This window comes from Pedobacter sp. 22226 (genome assembly GCF_052045455.1).
Taxonomy (GTDB): domain Bacteria; phylum Bacteroidota; class Bacteroidia; order Sphingobacteriales; family Sphingobacteriaceae; genus Pedobacter; species Pedobacter jeongneungensis.
Genome location: NZ_JBQEPB010000004.1, coordinates 383,484 through 402,161, shown reverse-complemented (window position 1 = coordinate 402,161; position 18,678 = coordinate 383,484). Strand labels below are relative to the sequence as shown.

Below are 18,678 nucleotides of genomic sequence, written 5' to 3'. Positions count from 1 at the left end.
AGCTTTTTATGAAAAAATTAATATATATATCGTGTTTAACTTTTGCCAGCCTGGCGATAAGCAGCTGCAAAAAATCGGCAATCGATTTTATTCCACAAAATGAGGCTTCGAACGCTACCTTCTGGAAATCACAAAAAGATGCCACTTTAGCCTTAAATGGTTGTTATGGTTATTTAAATAATGCTTTTAATAACGCCTACGATGATGGAGGATCAGACAATGCCTATGCCCAGTATCCGTGGGAAAGCAATGCCACAGCTATTGCTGCCGGTAACATCAATGCCACAATTGATCAGGGTTATAACAGCCGCTATGTCTATATCCGCAGGTATAACTATTTTCTGGATAATGTGGGCAAAACACCAATGGGTGCCGATTTAATGAAAAGATTTATTGCCGAGGCAAGGGTTTTAAGGGCATTAACCTATTTCGATCTGGCCAGAACATTCGGTCCGGTGCCGTTATTAAAGGTAGCGTATAGCGATCCGCACGAAACCGGAATTGCACCAACGCCAGAGGCCGAGGTGATTAACTTTGCCATTGCTGAAATTCAGAGTGCGCTAACCGATCTGCCGGCCACTTATCCTGGAGGCTCAAGTGTTGAAACCGGACGAATTACCAGCGGCGCAGCATGGGCCATTTTAACCAGAATACAGTTACAATATGGCAAATATGCCGATGCGGTTGCCAGTGCTCAAAAAGTAATGAGTGCAGGTTATCAGTTGTTCAGGGTAAGTACATTAGCTCCTGCTGATACGCAGGATGATTTTGGTTCTTTTGTAACTTTCGCCAATGACGCCGAAAAACAGAAATTTTATAAAGGTTTGGCCAGTTACGAGCAACAGTTTTGGCAAATTAATGAGGGAGCCAGCAAAGAGAACATTCTGGTTTCCCAGAATATTACCAATTCCTCTTATGAATATGGTAACGGTTTAAGAACCTTGTTTCCTCCGGGCAATTTAGGCGGATGGAGTTCGATTACCCCTACACAGGAAATGGTAGATGCCTACTGGGATAAAAATGGCAATCCATTTACTCCACCCGATGCAGCTACAAGGGCAAGCAATTATAATAACGGAACACCAAATGCGGCCTATGCAGATGAATTTAAAAACCGCGATACCAGACTTTATGCCAGCATATTATTCCCGGGTACACCCTGGAGCCGCTTTGATAGTGGTTATAAATTCTCGTGGGGAAAAGGCGGTGGAAACAACAGTGTAACCGGTTACAACTTTAAGAAACTGGTAGACCCTGCTTTTACCCAAAACGATTGGGATGGCGCACAGGATTTCCCGATCATCAGATACGCCGAAATCCTGCTGGCTTATGCCGAAGCTAAAAATGAATTAAGCGGACCGGATGCGAGCATCTACGCGGTACTCGACGATATCAGGGACCGTGCCGGAATGCCGGCTGTGGTTCAGGCTACTTATAATACGAAAGAAAAATTAAGAACATTCATCCAGCAAGAACGCCGCATCGAACTGGCAGCAGAAGGTCAGCGTTTCTTTGATATCAGACGCTGGAACATCGCCAAAGATGTAATGAAAACCACTCACGATATCACCAACAGTCCGGTGCAGGAGCGTGTATGGGAATCTAAATTTGTATTGATGCCTTATCCTCAGGCAGCCTTAGATGGCAACCCGAATTTAAAGCCTGCCCAATCGGCAAAAGGTTATTAGAAAAAAAGTCCCGATCTAAAATCGGGACTTTTTTTTTTGTCTGGAAAGTCAGGAGACCGAGGTCGGGAAGTCCGAAGAAAAATAAACCTTAATTTCCAATGGTGAAAAAGTCGGGAAGCCGGGAGACCGAGGTCGGGAAGTCCGAAGAAAATAAACCTTAATTTCCTTAACCTCTTAATGGTGAAAAGTCCCGAAGCCAGGAGACCGAGGTCGGGAAGTCCGAAGAAAAATAAACCTTAATTTACTTAACCTCTTAATGGTGAAAAGTCTGGAAGCCGGGAGACCGAGGTCGGGAAGTCCGAAGAAAATAAACCTTAATTTCCTTAATCCCTTAATGGTGAAAAAGTCCCGAAGCCAGGAGACCGAAGTCAGAAAGTTTAACGTATAAGTAAAAAAGCTTATTACATCTTCCTGCCTTAATAGTAAATCAAAAATACCCTTTATCTTTATCACCCAACATGCACCACGAATTGAGAGCACATATAGAAAAGATAGTCCCGTTAACAGATGAAGAATTTGCTTTTGTAAAGGAACATTTTATCACTAAAAAATTCAAAAAGCATCAATTCCTCATTCAGGAAGGAGAAAATGTAACCTATTCTTATTTTGTAGTTTCAGGGCTTTTAAAACTGGTACATACCGACTATTCAGGCAAGCAGCACATTGTTTCGTTCGCCATGGAAGACTGGTGGGAAAGTGATTACCTGGCCTATTTTACACAAAGTAAGGCAACCATGAGTTTAGAATGCCTGGAAGACACCGAAGTATGCTGCTTTACCCTCGAAAATTACCGTAAATTATGTGCCGGCCTGCAAAAGATGGAACACTTTTTCTTACAGAAAGCAAACTTTGGCCATATCGGATCTCAGCGCCGAATTTTATCTTTACTGACCTCTAATGCACAACAGCGTTACGAACAGCTGTTGAAACAATATCCTGCCTTGTTCCAAAGGGTACCTAAATCATTACTGGCTTCTTATCTGGGTGTTTCGCGCGAAACATTGAGCAGGTTTTCTGTTTAAAATAAACCATATTATGATGGATACTGAAACAAGTTCAGCATGACGAAACGCTTAGCAAACTTATCCAACTAATTCAACAACTGCTTTTTAAATACATTCGGACTAACGCCCACTTCCTTTTTAAATAAACGCGAGAAATAAGAAAGATTCTCAAACCCCAGTGCGTAGGCAATTTCCGAAACCGATTTGTTCTCTCCGATCAGGCGGTTTTTGGCTTCAGATATTAAATAAATATGAATATGTTCAAGGGCTGTTTTTCCGCTTTCCTGTTTTAATACATCAGATAAATAACCTGCAGAAATATTTAACCGTTCGGCCATATAATTTACCGAAGGTAATCCTTTACTCGCCAGTAATCCCCTGGCCACATAATTGTTAATCTCCTCATTAAATCTGGTTACCGTTTTGCCCGAAATCTCTGTCCGGTTAAGGAACTGTCTTTTGTAAAACCGCTGACTATACTTCAACAGCGTATCTACATTTGCCAAAATCAATTCCCTGCTGTATTCATCCTGGTTATTAAGGTATTCATTTTCAATTTTATGGAAAAGTTCCCATACCGTTGTTTCCTCACTGGGCGAGAGGTGCAGCGCTTCATTGGTTTCATAATCAAAGTAATGGTACTTTTTAATTTCATCATGCAGGTTATGCCCGTTCAGGAAATCCTCATGGATAAAAATCAAAAAGCCATCTTCCTCAAATTCGAGGTTTTTCATTTCAATAATCTGGTTGGGCTTAAAAAACATCATCGAGCCGTTCTCATGGTCGTATTTAGTACGCCCGTAAAGCACCTGCCCGGCAATAATCTTTTTAAAACCGATCATATAAAAGTCGCTCGTAAATTCACGGTCGCCCATGGTACACGTGCGGTCGCAATGGTAAACGCTAAATAAAGGGTTTTCGGGTGGTGGAAGCACATTTTCCCGATGCAGCTCTACCAAACTTTTATAATGTTTCATCCTGTAATATCATTACAAAAACAAGCTACGCAATTACCCGCATAGCTTGTTATTTAAACCTTTAATATGATTGATTAATGACCATGTGCCTCTGCAGAAACCGTTGCCCATTCTTCAAATTCGGCCAAACGCTCTGCATAAACCTTTTTAACACCAGGATATGCAACCTTACCCAAAAGAAAATGTAAAGGCGGGTTTTCGCTATCAATCAAAGCCAGTACCGCTGGTGCTGTAGCTTCTGGTTTGCCCCAGGTATCAGGTGTTGCTCCTTCAGCAAATGCTTTTTTAACCGGCTCGTACACTTCCAGAGGTGCTGTCTGGAAAGCCGAAGCACCCGACCAATCGGTAGAAAAACCGTTTGGTTCTATTAAACTCACGTTAATACCAAAACCTTTTACTTCTGTAGCCAGTGTTTCGCTTAAACCATTAACCGCATATTTAGAAGCATTGTATAAGCCCAGCACCGGTAGCGTTACCAGTCCTAAAAAGCTCGATACCTGGATAATATGACCGCTTTTTTGTTCGCGCATTACCGGCACCACCGCCTGTGTTACCCACAGCAACCCAAAAAAGTTGGTTTCCATTTGTGCACGCGCCTGTTCTTCGGTAGTTTCTTCAATAGCACCAAATAAACCAAAGCCAGCATTGTTGATCAATACATCAATTCGGCCGAAATGTTGTTTAACCTTATCTATTGTTGCAAATGCGGCGGCCCTATCGTTCACATCCAATTGCAGAGGAAGTACCGCATCGCCGTAAGCCTCAACCAGGTCGTTTAAATCGTTGGTATTTCTTGCGGTCGCTGCAACTTTATCGCCACGTTCTAAAAGGGCCTTAGCCCAGATTTTACCAAAGCCGCGAGAGGCACCGGTAATTAAAATTATTTTCGACATCTTTTTCTTTGTTAAATATTGATAACAAAGGTATTGGCCATGCTTCAAAGCGATTTATACAAAACACGGAAGTATTAGCACATTTTAAGGGGGGATTAATATTCACTAATAAGCCATAGGTTTAAAAGCACAGGATATTCTTTTTGGAGCGCAATTTTTGTGCTGATAGGTCGGGTTCCGTCCTGCTGTTTGTTCAATCCTTTTGGTGGAACTTGCTCCGAAGAAAAAATCATCGTTTCCCAAAAGGGATTTCACTGCCATCAGGGCTATTTAACAACGGCCGGGTAAAATCCACTAAAGGATTAAAAATACAAAATGACGGTGGTTATAATAAAGCAGGTATTCAATACCAGCAATAGGTTTAAAAGCAACAGGATATTCTTTTTGGAGCGCAATTTTTGTGCTGATAGGTCGGGTTCCGTCCTGCTGTTTGTTCAATCCTTTTGGTGGAACTTGCTCCGAAGAAAAAATCATCGTTTCCCAAAAGGGATTTCACTGCCATCAGGGCTATTTAACAAGGGCTGGGTAAAATCCACTAAAGGATTAAAAATCCAGCTGACGGAATAATCATATTAAATAAAATTACAGCTATATAAAAGGCCGCTACAATATAAAATCGCAACAGCCTGATTTAATTATTCAAGCACCCTGTAATTACTTAAGTTTTAGTGATGTATTTCGACAATGGAAAATCTTTATACTGCCAGTGGAAACTCAACTGCTCTATCTTTTGTGCACTGTGGTAGCCCGAAATATTAACCAGTTTAGGGTTAAATCCGTCGCTAAGATCGGCTGTAAAATAAGTATTGCCAATGCTGCCTCCACCAGCGGTACCAGCTTTTTGGGTACTAAACCAAAGGCCATCTACGTGGCGGTTGGCGTAACCAGTTACATGGTTGATGTATTCGCCATTGCCTACCGTTAAAGTTTCTACCGAACTGCCGGCTTTTCCCTTTAAACCTTCAGATGTTTCGCTTCCATCGTAAAACACTTCCAGCCCGCATAATCCGCCAGCTTCGGCATATATTTTTATCTTACTGATTACACCATTCTCTTTTCCTTTAAATTCTGTTGTTTTATATGGTCCGCCAAACGAGCCTGTTGTTTTACTGGTAATGGTTTCCTCATATTTGGCATGTTCCGGATCAAAATACTTCCAGAGTTTTGCAGGAAGTAAAAATTCATCGAGTTCTGTGCCGTATTGAACCCTAACCTGGTTTTTACGTTGCTCTGCAGCATTGCCGGCAAGTTGTTTATAATCTTCGTCGCCTATTCTATTAGAAGTAAACCTCCATTCCATTTTCCAGCCGTCGTAAGTATCAACCGCTTCCGAAACATGGGTATCGCGTGGCAATTTGCCTCTCCCTTCAATGGTATAATCCCTCCTGTCTTTTACCTGTGCCATCCTGAAATCCATCACGGCTTTTCTGCTTTTCTCTACCTCAGCGCTATATTCTTTTATTGAGGCCCTTAGTTTCCGAAGGTTATTGGCTTTAACCGCATCAGTGGCCTCAATACCATAAAGGTCTTTATACTTGGTTACCATCAGGTTCCTCAGGGCAATCATTATTGTACCTAAACCCACCAGGTAAGGCAATACTTCTTTCGATTGATGCAGAAAATGAGGCTCTCTTCTTACAATACTTAAAATTACATCGTCAATTTTACTCCCTTTTAAGCCGCTCTCGGTATTGATTTCTGCAAGGCTTTTTAATTGCCCTTCCAGCATTTCTTTAAGTTGTTTTAACTGCGATTCTTTAATCAGTTCCCTGATCCGCGCATCTACATAAACCTTCATTTGCTCCCAAAGATTGGCCAGTTTATCTTCCTTGCTCCAAAAATGCTCAACAATCGCTTTAAGTCCACCACCAACTTCGGGCAGTACACCAATAAGCCCTAAAGCAGCGGTATGGGCCATTTCGTTAATTTCTATAAAAGACGCCGGACTATCGTCGACAGGTTGGTTAATTACCGCTACAGGTTTAAAAAGCTGGTTATCGGTTGTGGTTAAACGGTGCTGTACCACCTCGGCATTATCAGCTGTACTTAAGCCATAAACATCGAGATATTTGCCACTGTTAAGGTTCATGATGCGGTAATATCCGTCACCTGCAGGTATAAACCTGAAATGCAGGTTAGCTTTGTTGGGTTCCCAATGCCAGGAAATGGGGCGTACCCCGTCATCTTTTGAACTATTATGTATAGCTAAAAAACGTTCTTTGTAAGGCTCCATTAAAATCCAGTGGAAGTTGTTTCCAAAATCGAACCGAAATTGCTGCTGTTTGTTGTCAGGATCGAATTTCATCTGGATCAATCCAATTCCGAGATTGGTGTTGGCAAAGCCAAGTGCTTTTGCACTATGCTTCGCAATCAGGTAATAGCTCTGATTGGCTAAAGGTTTAAACGACATGGGATGAGGGTAATTAAATTTAACTAAATGTATCTAAATTAATCTGGATACAGGATCATCATTAATGAGTAAATGCGAAATAGTCCGGAGACCGAGTTTGGAAGATCGTAATGATGGAAAAGGTAAGATGGGATAAGTCCGAAAGTCGGGAAGACCGGGGTCGGATGATAAAGGATATAGAATGATGGATGATGGAAAATGTAAGATGGATGATGGGATAAGTCCGAAAGTCCGAAGACCGGGGTCGGATGATAGAGTACATAGAATAGCGACCCGGCTCTGCGTTCCTTGTGCTCTTCTCTCTTTGCTCTTTGCTCTTTGCTGTTAAATTAGCTTTTTTTTGCCACCGATGCACAGAAAACACGGAGGATTTGGTAAACACTTCATTTTTACTAATTCTGATTGAAGGATATACAGAAGGTAGTTTTTGTAAAAGCAGAAAATCCTATTAAGGCGGCATCACATCCGTCGCGTTTTACCCCTTAACTTGTCGTTTTTGCACGTTAACACCTATGGCTAATGCCTGTATCTTTGAGTAAACTAAATAAGAAAACAAATATGGCAACTCAAATTTTTGTAAATCTGGCTGTTAGCGACCTTAACAAATCAGTAGAATTTTTTACCAAACTTGGTTATACTTTTAACCCGAAATTTACCGACGAAAAAGCAACCTGCATGATCATCAGCGATACGATTTATATGATGCTGCTCACCAGAACCTTTTTCCAGACTTTTACCCAAAAAGAAATTATTGATGCCCACAAAGCCATAGAAACTTCCATTGCCTTATCGGCCGATAGTAAAGATGAGGTAAACGCCATGGTAGATAAAGCGGTAGCTGCAGGTGCAACCATACCGAACCCGTCTACAGATTATGGCTTTATGTACCAGCACAGTTTCGACGATCTGGATGGCCACCACTGGGAATATGTGTGGATGGACCCAAATGGTATGCCGGAGCATCAGGACTCATAATATAATGCATCATAAAAAGGCAGGCAACGATTTTTCGGGCTTGCCTTTTGCTTTTTCTATTGTTGATATCAGCCAGAGGCTGGCACCACCGAAAGACTACCTGCTTTTGGTAAATAAGAATTCTGCCCCCTGTGAATTGATCAGGATTAAATTATCGCGATCTGATTTAACTACGCTATAAATCTCCTTGCGTGGCGGTTCTATCATAGTACGCTGTGGCTTAAGATCAACAAATACATCACTTCTTTTTTGTAGAAATTTGCTGAAAGGGATAATTACACGGTTATAACCTATAAAATCAACTGTGAAATATTGGATTTTTTGTGATTGATCCACCCGCAGACTGGTTTTTCCCTCCGACATCGAATCTGCAGCAAAAACAATATTAAATTCTCCATCCCTTAAAGCAACCTGCACACCATTCATCGGTATTTTGCCGTCAAATGCCTGAACAAAGATATAAGTGTATCCGTACAGCTCTTTACCGGTGTTGATTTTATAGGTAGATGAATCTTTATCTTCCAGCTTAAAATAGTTCAGGTAAAGATGATCATTATCCATTCTAAATGATCCCTCACCATATTTGCCGCTAACGTGCCCGGTTGATCGATCTGTGAAACCAGAGCCATTAAAAGTTAATGTTCGTGTGCCTGCATCTACGCCGGCAGAATAAATGTAAGTGCCTTTTATTTGTGCAAATGAAATTCCTGTTATTAAAAGGAGGATAGCTGTAATCGCGTATTTGTTAAGCATATTACCCGTTTATGGTTTTAATTTAAAGGTCTGAAATTTCGTCTAAGTGTTTCGCTGCGGCAGCTGGTATTATTTCGAAAATTTAATTTTCTTTTGGTATGCTTTCTTAATTTCAATCAGTATCACGCCGTTAGCGCCTCTAGCACCATATATTGCTGTTGCCGAGGCATCTTTTAGTACTTCTATTTTCTCAATCCATTCAGGCGATATTTCACCCATCCTGGAAGGATCGATGATACAGTTTTTACGACCAGCATACACATAGCAAAGCGGCTTTTGATTTACCGACACTGCTGCAATGCCCCCCAGCATAATCCTTCGCTCGGCGATTAATTTCACCACAATGTTGTTGTTAATGTAAACCTCCGCTTTCGAAAAACCTGGTAAATTAAAGATGAACTTACTAAGCATATCCCTATCGGTCAGCCTAAGTTCAAATCTGCCAGTTGAGTCGGTAACGGCCAGCACCTTTTCATCGCCCTTTTTCCTGATCTCTACACCACCTAATGGCCGGCCATTTACATTATCGGCCACTTTACCCATAATCATAATACTTAAAGGCGGCAAACTATATGGTGCTTCAAAGGGTAAAGATGAAGATTTAGGATGTTGTTCGCTGGATAATGCCTTAGGTTTTAAATTTTGTGCCTGGGCCGGACTAACTACAAATGCACCTAAAGCGAATGGCATTAGCCAGTGCCAGCTAAGCTTTGACGAGGGCAAAACAAGCTCCCGGTTTAACTGGCTGGCAAGCACCCTTCCACACACATTTTCATTTTTATTTTGAAAGAAAAGCAATAATTCCTTATCTGATTTGGCCGTAAGATCAAGAATGTTTTTTTCGCAACGGCTGCAATGATGGTTTCCATCTGCGCGTTCAATCTCACTCCATTGTTGTGTACAGGGATTGGTTAGTACTAATTGTAGACTTTTCATGCTTAAGGTTTTAAAGAAGATGCAATAAGGTATTTTATTCCATAATACAATCAGCCGGTATTTTATTGTTCTTCTAAAACATACAAATCTTCTCAAAGAGAATTTTTCGCCATCTATGGAGTAATCTTATCTATTCATCGACTACACCTTTAGTTCGGTATCGTTTTAATCTAAATTAGTCATACCGATTTTAGATTAAAATAATTAAAGCACTTTTTACAGATAGTTCGTGCAGGTAAATGCGCTTATTATGAAATAATAAAATCGTATTGAAGGGAAACCTTCGTGCCAGCTAATAATTAACCAAACACTAAACTACATCATGAATAATATGCATTGTTTTAAACCGGCCTATGAGAAACAGTATATTAAATTTATCTGCTAAGTAGGGGTAAACGCCGCCATCAGCCATACATAAACGATGCTAAATCCGGCATTAACAGAATGCAGGGCGTAACAGCTTAGATCGATCCAAAATCCCGGAAATTAGCTTAACAGGCACTGTAAATACCTGCTCAAATATCGGCATATACATGGTTTTTAGGGATCATCCAAAAAGCACTTGCTAACCCAAATACACCAACTCCTGCATCACCATTTAACCAATAGTTGTAAAGTATGCTGCTTTCTTTTTGCGCAGTATTAAATGATGTTCTAAAAGGAGATGATATGGTGAAAAACAAAATAAACTGATAATAATATACTGTAAACAAAATGAAGAAAATTTATTCAACCATCAGTGCCATAAAAATCGCATTTCCCGGTGCAACCGGTGATCTGTGTAAACTGGCATTTCTCGGCCTTACTGTGCTAGGCTTACAAAACACGGCCAAGGCCGGAGGAATTGTAACCAATAAAACCGGTGTTTCAATGCTAATAACAAGGCCCGCAAACAATTTCGGGAGCAAAATATTTAAACCCGTCAATGGATTGGTAACTGATGAAACAGGAATTCCACTGCCTGGCGCAACCGTTGTTGCTAAGGGCACCAACGCCAAAACACTTACAGACAGTGATGGAAAATTTGCGTTAAATGTTCCAGACAATGCCACAACCCTGGTAATTTCATACATTGGCATGGAGTCTCAGGAAGTGAACATCAGCAACCTGAGCAACGTAACTATAAAGTTAAAGCCCTCAGGCAGCGCCAACCTGTCAGAAGTAGTGGTTACCGCGTTAGGTGTAAAACGCGAAAAAAGGGCGCTTACCTTTGCGGCACAGCAACTTGCAGGTACAGAACTTACCAAAGCCGGAAGCCCCAATTTTATGGAGGCTTTAAGCGGTAAAGCTGCTGGTATTGATATCGGAATAAGTAATTCAGGTGTGGGCGGTTCAACCAAAACAGTATTAAGGGGTTCAAAATCTATTGCAGGAAACAGCGAAGCCCTTTTTGTAATTGATGGAGTTCCTGTGGTAAATAACAAAGCGGGGCAACCGGGCTCTTATGGCGGAACGGATGGTGGTGATGGTTTATCAGCACTAAATCAGGACGATTTTGAATCGGTTACTATTTTAAGGGGTGCAAACGGATCCATTTTATACGGTAGTCAGGGTGCAAACGGTGTAATTTTAATTAATACTAAAAAAGGTCAGGCCGGAAAAGTAGCCATCGCTTTAAATTCTACAACAAATTTTAGCACTGCAGCTACATTACCAGAATTTCAGTTTAATTATGGTGCTAAAGACGGAAATGATAGAAGCTGGTCTCCATCAAAGGGAAATTACCAAAGCAACTATATTGATGATTTTTTTCAGACAGGCGTAAACACCATTAATTCAATATCCGTATCCGGAGGAAATGAAAGAACAACTACTTATTTTTCTTATGGAAATAACTACGCCACAGGCATTGTGCCTACCAGTACTTACAATAAGCATAATGTAACTTTAAGTCAGGAAACAAAATTATTTGATGATAAGCTTACACTTAGCGCGAATGTAAGGTTCTCTTACGAAAAATCAAAAAACCGCCCCGGGGCAGGTTATTACAACAACCCGTTAACGGGATTATATTTATTTGCCCGCGAGAGAAATTTTGATGATTACAAAACCAATTATCAGATTTTTGATGCTACCCGAAATTTGTACAAACAAAACTGGTATTCGAGCGAAGAAAAACAGAACAACCCTTATTGGGAATTGTATAACGACCCAAAACTTTCTACCAGTAACAGGGTAATTGCTACGGCAAAAGCATCATACGCATTTTTACCGCATTTTAAATTTGATGTACGTGGAAACATTGATTATAACGATAAACTATTGGACTATCGTTATGCTGCAGGCGGTAACCCGGTAAGTGTAAGTTCTAACGGAACCTGGAATTATACCAAGTATAATGACAAGGCCTTATATGGTGATGCCATTTTAAGCTACGACAATACTTTTGGTAAATTCAATTTAAATAGTGTATTGGGAGGAAGTATCCAGGATTATACGTTTAATGATGGGATGACTTTTGCAAATGGTATAGTACCGCTTCAGTACCCAAACTTTTTTAGTTTCGCAAACCTGCCATATAATTTAGTAATTAATCAAACCTATAGCAGGGTACAAAAACAAGGCTTATTTGCAAATGCTTCTTTAGGCTTTAAAGATATGATTTATTTAGATCTGGCAGGCCGTAATGACTACGCATCTACACTGGCGACTACCGGAAATGACTCCTATTTCTACTATTCAGGTGGTTTATCGGCAATAATAAGCCAAATGATAACCCTGCCTAAAGAAATCAATTTCTTAAAACTGAGAGCATCAACATCAAAAGTAGGTAATGAGGTGCCCTATAATATTGTAAACCCTGGCAACACCATAGGTGGTGCAGGTGGGCCAGATGGCATAGGCGGTATTAACAGAAATACACAAACACCATTTGCAACATTGGTACCCGAAAAAATAATCAGTAACGAGATTGGTTTGGAAAGCCGTTTTCTAAATGATAGGTTAAACTTTGATATTACTTATTATAAAAATACAAGCACGAATCAATTTTTATCTTTAACAGCTCCTTCGGGCTCTGGTTATACTTTTTATTATGTAAATGCGGGTAAAGTAACTAACCAGGGTTTTGAGCTAACACTGGGTGGATACCCGATAAAAAATGACAATTTTACCTGGAACTCAACGCTGAATTTATCGCAGAACAAAAATAAAATTGTAGCGCTTATAGCCGAAAATCCAGAATACCAGGTAGGTAGTAACGATGAGGGATTTAATTCAATCATTAAATCAGGCGGTTCTTTTAACGATTTATACATTTATAAGCTTGCACGTAATGCAACCGGCCAAATCATATTAGATGCCGATGGAAAGCCAACCAGAACCACTAACCAAGAATATGCAGGAAATTTAAACCCGGATTTTATCAGCGGATGGAACAACACATTCACGTACAAAGATTTCACTTTAAGTGCTTTGGTATCGGCTAAGTTTGGTGGTGTTGCCTTTTCTAAAACAGAAGCTTTCTTAGATTCATACGGAGTAAGTAAAAGAACAGGCGATATTCGCGATGCCGGACCAACCATGCCAATCAACGCCATTAAAGGGAATACACCCGTTACATCAATCGACCCGGAAGAGTACTATAAGGTAGTGGGCGATCGAAATGGAATTATGGAACCTTACGTGTTCTCCAGAACCAATGTTCGTTTAGCGCAGGTATCATTAGCTTACACTATACCTGTCAAACGTTCTGCTATTAAGTCGGCGTCTGTTTCGTTAATTGGCCGTAACTTATTCTTCTTCTACAAAAAAGCACCTTTCGATCCGGAGCAAGCAATGAGTACAAACAATAGCAATCAGGCAAATGATGTTTTTGCAATTCCTGCAACCCGTTCTTATGGACTAAATCTTAAGTTAAACTTCTAATATCTTAATAATGAAAAAATTATGTTTAATGGTGCTTGCTTTGATTTTACTCAATTCCTGCACCAAAAATTTCGAAGAGATAAATACAAATCCGAATCAGATAACAGATAAGATGTTAGAACAGGATTTTAATTTAGTAGGTTCTTCTTTTTCAGTGATGTTATTTAACCTAATGGGACACCAGGTTGAAGAAGATTTGTGTTACGATAACTGGATGGGCTATATGGGTACACCCACCCCTTTTGTTGGGAATGTAAACAACACCACCTATTACCTGCGCTGGATTGATTCTTACTGGAACCGTATATACGGCAGTGTAATGTCACCTTCAAAACAGGTAATACAACTTGCCCAGGAAAAAAACTTACCATTGTTTGGCGATTGGGCAAAGTTGGTTAGAATTCTGGCAATATCTAAATTAACAGCTTTACACGGACCGGTAATTTATTCTAACTATGGAACTTCAGGATTGGGTTCAATTAAATACGATAAAGAGTCAGATCTGTATAACAATATGTTTACGCAATTAGATCAGATTGAAGCAAATCTCAAAGCCAACACATCGTATGTGGGCTTTATCAAATTCGACCCAAGTTATAAAGGCAATATCAACTCATGGTTAAAATTGCTTAATTCAGTACGGTTGCGTTTGGCCATGCGTTTGGTTAAGGTTAGCCCTGCAATTGCTAAAACACAGGGCGAAAAAGCTTTGTCAGACCCGGTTGGATTAATTACCACTAATGCCGAAAATTTCCTTGTACCTCTTAATGGCAATGTAATGCCAGTTGCAACAATCAGCTTTGACTGGAATGATACACGGATGGGTGCTACAATGGAATCTTTTATGGTAGGCTTAAAAGATGGCCGTATAGCTAAGTATTTTAATGAAGTAACCGATGCTTCATTAGTTTCTGATCACCCTGCTTATAAATATAAAGGTATCCGCGGCGGAGCATTTATAAATGCCAAAGATGACAGGGTTTCGTATTCAACGGTTAATACAGATTTCAAATCAGTACAAAAGCGAAGAGGGTTTACTGCATCGGAAACAGCCTTTTTAAAAGCTGAAGCGGCATTAAGAGGCTGGGCCGGTGCCGGCGATGCCAAAACCAATTATGAGGATGGCGTTCGTTTGTCGTTTGCCGACTGGGGAGCTGCCGGTGTTGATGCCTACCTGGCAGATGCAACAAGCAAGCCTATTAATTATGTTGACCCAAAAGACAGTAAAAATAATTTCACGCCACTTTCTACCATTACGGTAGCATGGGATGCAGGCGATTCTGATGAACTGAAACTGGAAAAAATTATCACCCAAAAATACTTGGCTACTTTTACCAATACTTTAGAGGCCTGGGTAGATTTTAGAAGAACAGGATATCCAAAAATTCCGCATGTGGCTAAAAATGACAGTAGTCCAGATTGGGGCATTATAGCACCCAATCAATGGATAAAACGACTTGTATTTGTACCTGCAGAAAGAACCGGGAATGCTACGGCTGTGGCAGAAGCGACTACTTTTTTAAGCTCAGGTAAGGACGACATCGCTTCACGCCTGTGGTGGGATACACCTGCAACGAGTAATTTCTAAATCATTTAAATAGTGCTTTAAAAAATGGCTGCCTTTATGGTGGCCATTTTTGTAAAAAAAACACTAATAATGTCACATTCTGATTTTTCGTGTGTCTTTTATCGATATGAATAAAGCCATACTTTTTGCAACCCTTTTATGCGCTTCCATCACTCAAAGTATTTGGGCGCAAAAATCTGTAAACCTGATCACTACAGATATTGACCATTTCTGGCAGGCTTACGATAAAATTATCTCCACAAAAGATACGAGTGCGCAATACGCGTATCTTAGTACCTTATTTCTGGAGAAAGCCACGCCTGGCCAAAAAGCAATGATAAAGGCCAGGAACTATACTACAAAAGATTACCTCAAAATTATTACGGAGCAACAAACTTATTTTAATTCCATCCGTGCCAATACCTTAAAAGCGAAAGATTATGCAAAGGCCATCGCCATAAAAGTTGAAAAACTGAAACAACTTTATCCGGCTTTAAAGCCCGCAGAAATCTACTTTACGGTTGGTGCCTTTAGAAGTGGCGGTACTACCACAGGTAAAATGGTACTGATTGGAAGTGAAATTGCCATGGCTGACGAGCACCTTGAGAACCTGGTTTTTACCAATGTCCATGAATATGTGCACACTCAACAAAAAACAAATATGGGCGACAATCTATTGGCACAATGCGCAATGGAAGGTGTTGCAGAATTTGTTTCTGAAATGGTGATGGCCAGTCCTTCTACTGCTTCCGCCATAGCGTACGGCAAGGCAAATACTAAAAAAGTGATGCAGGCATTTTCCTTGCAGATGTTTAATACCGGAAACGGCTTTTGGTTGTATAGCGATGCCGAAAATCAGTTTGGTGTAAGAGATCTGGGCTATTATGTGGGTTATGCCATTGCCGAACAGTATTATACAAAAGCGAGTGATAAAGCAAAAGCGATTAGCGAAATGATTGAGCTAGACTACAACAATGCGGAAGCTTTATCTGCCTATGTGGATCAGTCGGGTTATTTTGATCAGGCGGTTAAGCAATTAAGTGATGAATATGAAAAAAACCGTCCTTTTGTGGTGAGTGCGATACCTGAGAAAGTTACAGATTCAGCAGGTTCCTTAAAATATACAGTGAAAATCCTCTTTTCAAAACCAATGGATAAACGCTTCAGAAACTTTGAATATGGCCCATTAGGTAAAGACAATGCCATGTACATTAAAAATTTTATTGGCTTTTCTGCGGATGGCAGCGCTGCAACATTCGATACGGAATTAAAACCCGGCAGGCAATATCAGCTTGTACTTGGAGAAGGATTTAAGGATGCGAATGGCATAACGATGAAGCCTTACCTCATCGATTTTAAAACCGGAGATAAATAATGTTCAACAATTAAGCGTAAATATTTCTCTGCTGAACCATTAGGCATATCAACTTATATGGCCTTATATTCCTTACATGGTAAAATATTCACAGCTTGAAGAATCGTAGAGGTAAAGGGCTAAAACAAATTTGCTTGCTCTGGTGGGCTTCCTTCTCCTACGCTCAAAGTAAATTTTTCGATCAGCTCAAAACAAAAAAAGCGAATAACTTTCGTTATCCGCTTTCAAGCTCCCTCTGCTGGGCTCGAACCAGCGACCCTCTGATTAACAGTCAGATGCTCTAACCAGCTGAGCTAAGAAGGAATATTTATTTATTCTGGTTGTACTTTACTAAATTTGATCAAAATCCTTTGATCGTTTCTTAACTCTGATTAATCCCGCACCTGCGGGACTCAACCAGCTGAGCTAAGAAGGAATATTTATTCTGGTTGTAATCAATAATGATCAAATTCCTTTGATCATTTCCTAAAACGAGGTTATATATACCTTTAAGTAACTTTACCCTTGTTCGTTTTGGGAGTGCAATATTAGCGCTTTTAAATTATTTATGCAAAAAATAAATAAAATATTATTTAAGAAAATGTTGCTCCGTTTAAAGCAGAGCAACTTTTCTTTATTTTAAAACTGAATATCAAATAGTTATCAATTTCTATTTTATAATCCAGGGGGCTAGATTAATATCATCTACCCCATTATACTGACGTTGTAATGCCACTTTAAGGTTATCGCCATTGGTTGTTCTTTCGATCGTGGTGTATTGAAAACGTTTCGGAATCCTCTGGCTGTTACCCGTACCCGGCCCGGTCTGGAATTCAGGAATATTGGTTCGGCGGTACTGGTAATAAGCTTCGAAACCTGAGTTTCGAAAAAAGGCAAGGTATTTTTGTGTTAGAATCTGTGTTAAACCTGTAGCCGTATTACCTGCATATTTAACCGCAGTTTGTGTATAATAATCAGTTTCGAAATTGAAATTAACACTGACGCTTTCAAATTCACCCAGTTTACCATCCTTTTTAAGAAAAGTAACTACATTACTTCCATCTTTAATGCCATAGAAACCTATAGAAGCCTGAATACCTTTTTTATACCAGCTTTCGGCATCGCCATTGGCCCAGCCACGGTTAATGCCTTCGGCTTTGATAAAACACAATTCCGGGTAAGAAATAATGAAAGTATTTTCGGCCGTATAACCACTGTAATACCTGTAACGGCCAATAAGTGAGTATAAACCTTTCTGCACTTTATCCAACATCACCCCCTGATCTTCGCCTGAGTTTGCACCCACAAAATTGCGGTAATCGGTAATCGCATATCCATTGGCTTCTGCAATTCCCCTGGCAGGTTCTGCCACCATATAAGCGCGGGGATCTTTCAGCGCAGAAAGTGTATTTAAATACGTCCCCGCCATGTTATAGCGCAAAGCATCGTTACCAAAATTATCCTTATTGTTAGGATACTTGTTAAAACTCTCGTTATACACAAACTGAAGGTTATCGGCCATACTGTCCATCACCGGATATTTGGTCGGGTTATCCAATACTGCTGCAAACTGTTGTTTTACCTGCAGATCGGCATCATCAACCCTGTTGCTCAAATGGATCAGCACTCTTAGTTTAAAAGTATTAACAACTTTTTGCCAGGCCACAAGGTCATTTTTAAGGTAAATATCGCCCTTTAACTCTTTATTGCCTGCAGCAATTAAAGTGCTCAGGTTTTGGTTGGCTTCTTCTAACCAAAGCAACGATTGTTTAAAAACATCTTTTTGGGTGTCGTATTTTGGTGTAAGATTGGCTACGCCTTTTAAAGCCTCCGCCATGGGGATATCGCCCACCTTTAAACTCATTTTCACAAAGAAATAAGCTTTAAAAAATTTGGCCAAAGCCAGGTAAGGTTTGCCCACCTCGCCACCTAAACGGTTGGCTTCTTCTTCCATTTTCCCTACGTTTTTGAGCGTGGTATAATCTAATGAAGCGCCTGTCCAATCGTAATTATTGGTTGCATAATAGAAATAATTTGCTGCGGTGTATTGATTCCAACGTTCAGAACCTGAAAACGGCGCTTCGTACATGTCGTATAAAATACCATTCAGGACTAAGTTTGGCGGCACACTTTCGGCCTGGTTTGGGTTTTTAAAGTTGTCTTCAAATTGTTTCTTACATCCGCCGCAAACTGCAACTGCAATGAAGAGGAACAAAATTTTATATATCGTTTTCATAATCTTTTGTGCTAACAG

Annotated in this window: 14 protein-coding genes and 1 tRNA gene; 6 read left to right on the top strand and 9 right to left on the bottom strand. The window is 40.2% G+C overall.

Annotated elements, in window-relative coordinates:
• The first annotated feature begins 8 nt into the window (after window positions 1–8).
• Entirely contained in the window at window positions 9–1,688 is a 1,680-nt protein-coding gene (locus ACTJKC_RS11310; protein WP_440791965.1) for a RagB/SusD family nutrient uptake outer membrane protein, read from the top strand.
• A gap of 458 nt (window positions 1,689–2,146) precedes the next feature.
• Entirely contained in the window at window positions 2,147–2,710 is a 564-nt protein-coding gene (locus tag ACTJKC_RS11305; RefSeq protein WP_440791963.1) for a Crp/Fnr family transcriptional regulator, read from the top strand.
• A 68-nt stretch (window positions 2,711–2,778) separates the two neighbouring features.
• On the opposite strand, the gene ACTJKC_RS11300 is transcribed toward ACTJKC_RS11305, so the two are convergent.
• The 4 genes from ACTJKC_RS11300 to ACTJKC_RS11285 form a co-directional block, all read right to left on the bottom strand.
• Window positions 2,779–3,669 carry a helix-turn-helix domain-containing protein gene (locus ACTJKC_RS11300; RefSeq protein ID WP_344853232.1) on the bottom strand — a complete coding sequence of 297 codons (891 nt, stop codon included), beginning with the start codon at window positions 3,667–3,669 and terminating at the stop codon, window positions 2,779–2,781.
• A 74-nt stretch (window positions 3,670–3,743) separates the two neighbouring features.
• Complete coding sequence (locus ACTJKC_RS11295) at window positions 3,744–4,562, bottom strand: SDR family NAD(P)-dependent oxidoreductase (protein ID WP_440791961.1); 819 nt, start codon at window positions 4,560–4,562, stop codon at window positions 3,744–3,746.
• A 294-nt stretch (window positions 4,563–4,856) separates the two neighbouring features.
• Window positions 4,857–5,036: a hypothetical protein gene (locus tag ACTJKC_RS11290; protein ID WP_440791959.1), complete on the bottom strand. Its 180-nt coding sequence runs from the start codon at window positions 5,034–5,036 to the stop codon at window positions 4,857–4,859.
• A gap of 184 nt (window positions 5,037–5,220) precedes the next feature.
• Complete coding sequence (locus ACTJKC_RS11285) at window positions 5,221–6,972, bottom strand: RICIN domain-containing protein (protein WP_440791957.1); 1,752 nt, start codon at window positions 6,970–6,972, stop codon at window positions 5,221–5,223.
• Window positions 6,973–7,530: 558 nt separating this feature from the next.
• On the opposite strand from ACTJKC_RS11285, the gene ACTJKC_RS11280 reads away from it, so the two are divergent.
• The gene (locus ACTJKC_RS11280; RefSeq protein ID WP_440791955.1) at window positions 7,531–7,947 is read left to right on the top strand and encodes a VOC family protein; all 417 of its coding nucleotides are present in this window, start codon (window positions 7,531–7,533) and stop codon (window positions 7,945–7,947) included.
• Between the two features lie 96 nt (window positions 7,948–8,043).
• Here the strand turns inward: ACTJKC_RS11280 and ACTJKC_RS11275 are convergent, their stop codons facing one another.
• The 3 genes from ACTJKC_RS11275 to ACTJKC_RS11265 form a co-directional block, all read right to left on the bottom strand.
• Window positions 8,044–8,700, bottom strand: a complete 657-nt coding sequence (locus ACTJKC_RS11275) for a hypothetical protein (RefSeq protein ID WP_440791953.1) — start codon at window positions 8,698–8,700, stop codon at window positions 8,044–8,046.
• Between the two features lie 69 nt (window positions 8,701–8,769).
• Complete coding sequence (locus ACTJKC_RS11270) at window positions 8,770–9,636, bottom strand: hypothetical protein (RefSeq protein ID WP_440791951.1); 867 nt, start codon at window positions 9,634–9,636, stop codon at window positions 8,770–8,772.
• A gap of 515 nt (window positions 9,637–10,151) precedes the next feature.
• The gene (locus ACTJKC_RS11265) at window positions 10,152–10,349 is read right to left on the bottom strand and encodes a hypothetical protein (protein WP_440791949.1); all 198 of its coding nucleotides are present in this window, start codon (window positions 10,347–10,349) and stop codon (window positions 10,152–10,154) included.
• Window position 10,350: 1 nt separating this feature from the next.
• On the opposite strand from ACTJKC_RS11265, the gene ACTJKC_RS11260 reads away from it, so the two are divergent.
• From ACTJKC_RS11260 to ACTJKC_RS11250, 3 genes are all read left to right on the top strand, one after another.
• Window positions 10,351–13,503 carry a SusC/RagA family TonB-linked outer membrane protein gene (locus ACTJKC_RS11260; RefSeq protein WP_440791947.1) on the top strand — a complete coding sequence of 1,051 codons (3,153 nt, stop codon included), beginning with the start codon at window positions 10,351–10,353 and terminating at the stop codon, window positions 13,501–13,503.
• Between the two features lie 10 nt (window positions 13,504–13,513).
• Window positions 13,514–15,091 carry a SusD/RagB family nutrient-binding outer membrane lipoprotein gene (locus ACTJKC_RS11255; RefSeq protein WP_440791945.1) on the top strand — a complete coding sequence of 526 codons (1,578 nt, stop codon included), beginning with the start codon at window positions 13,514–13,516 and terminating at the stop codon, window positions 15,089–15,091.
• Between the two features lie 106 nt (window positions 15,092–15,197).
• Window positions 15,198–16,445 (top strand): hypothetical protein, encoded by a 1,248-nt coding sequence (locus ACTJKC_RS11250; RefSeq protein ID WP_440791943.1) that lies wholly within the window; start codon window positions 15,198–15,200, stop codon window positions 16,443–16,445.
• A gap of 229 nt (window positions 16,446–16,674) precedes the next feature.
• Here ACTJKC_RS11250 and ACTJKC_RS11245 read toward each other — a convergent pair.
• Window positions 16,675–16,748, bottom strand: a tRNA-Asn gene (locus tag ACTJKC_RS11245).
• A gap of 346 nt (window positions 16,749–17,094) precedes the next feature.
• Window positions 17,095–18,660, bottom strand: a complete 1,566-nt coding sequence (locus tag ACTJKC_RS11240) for a SusD/RagB family nutrient-binding outer membrane lipoprotein (protein WP_440791941.1) — start codon at window positions 18,658–18,660, stop codon at window positions 17,095–17,097.
• Window positions 18,661–18,678 lie beyond the last annotated feature (18 nt).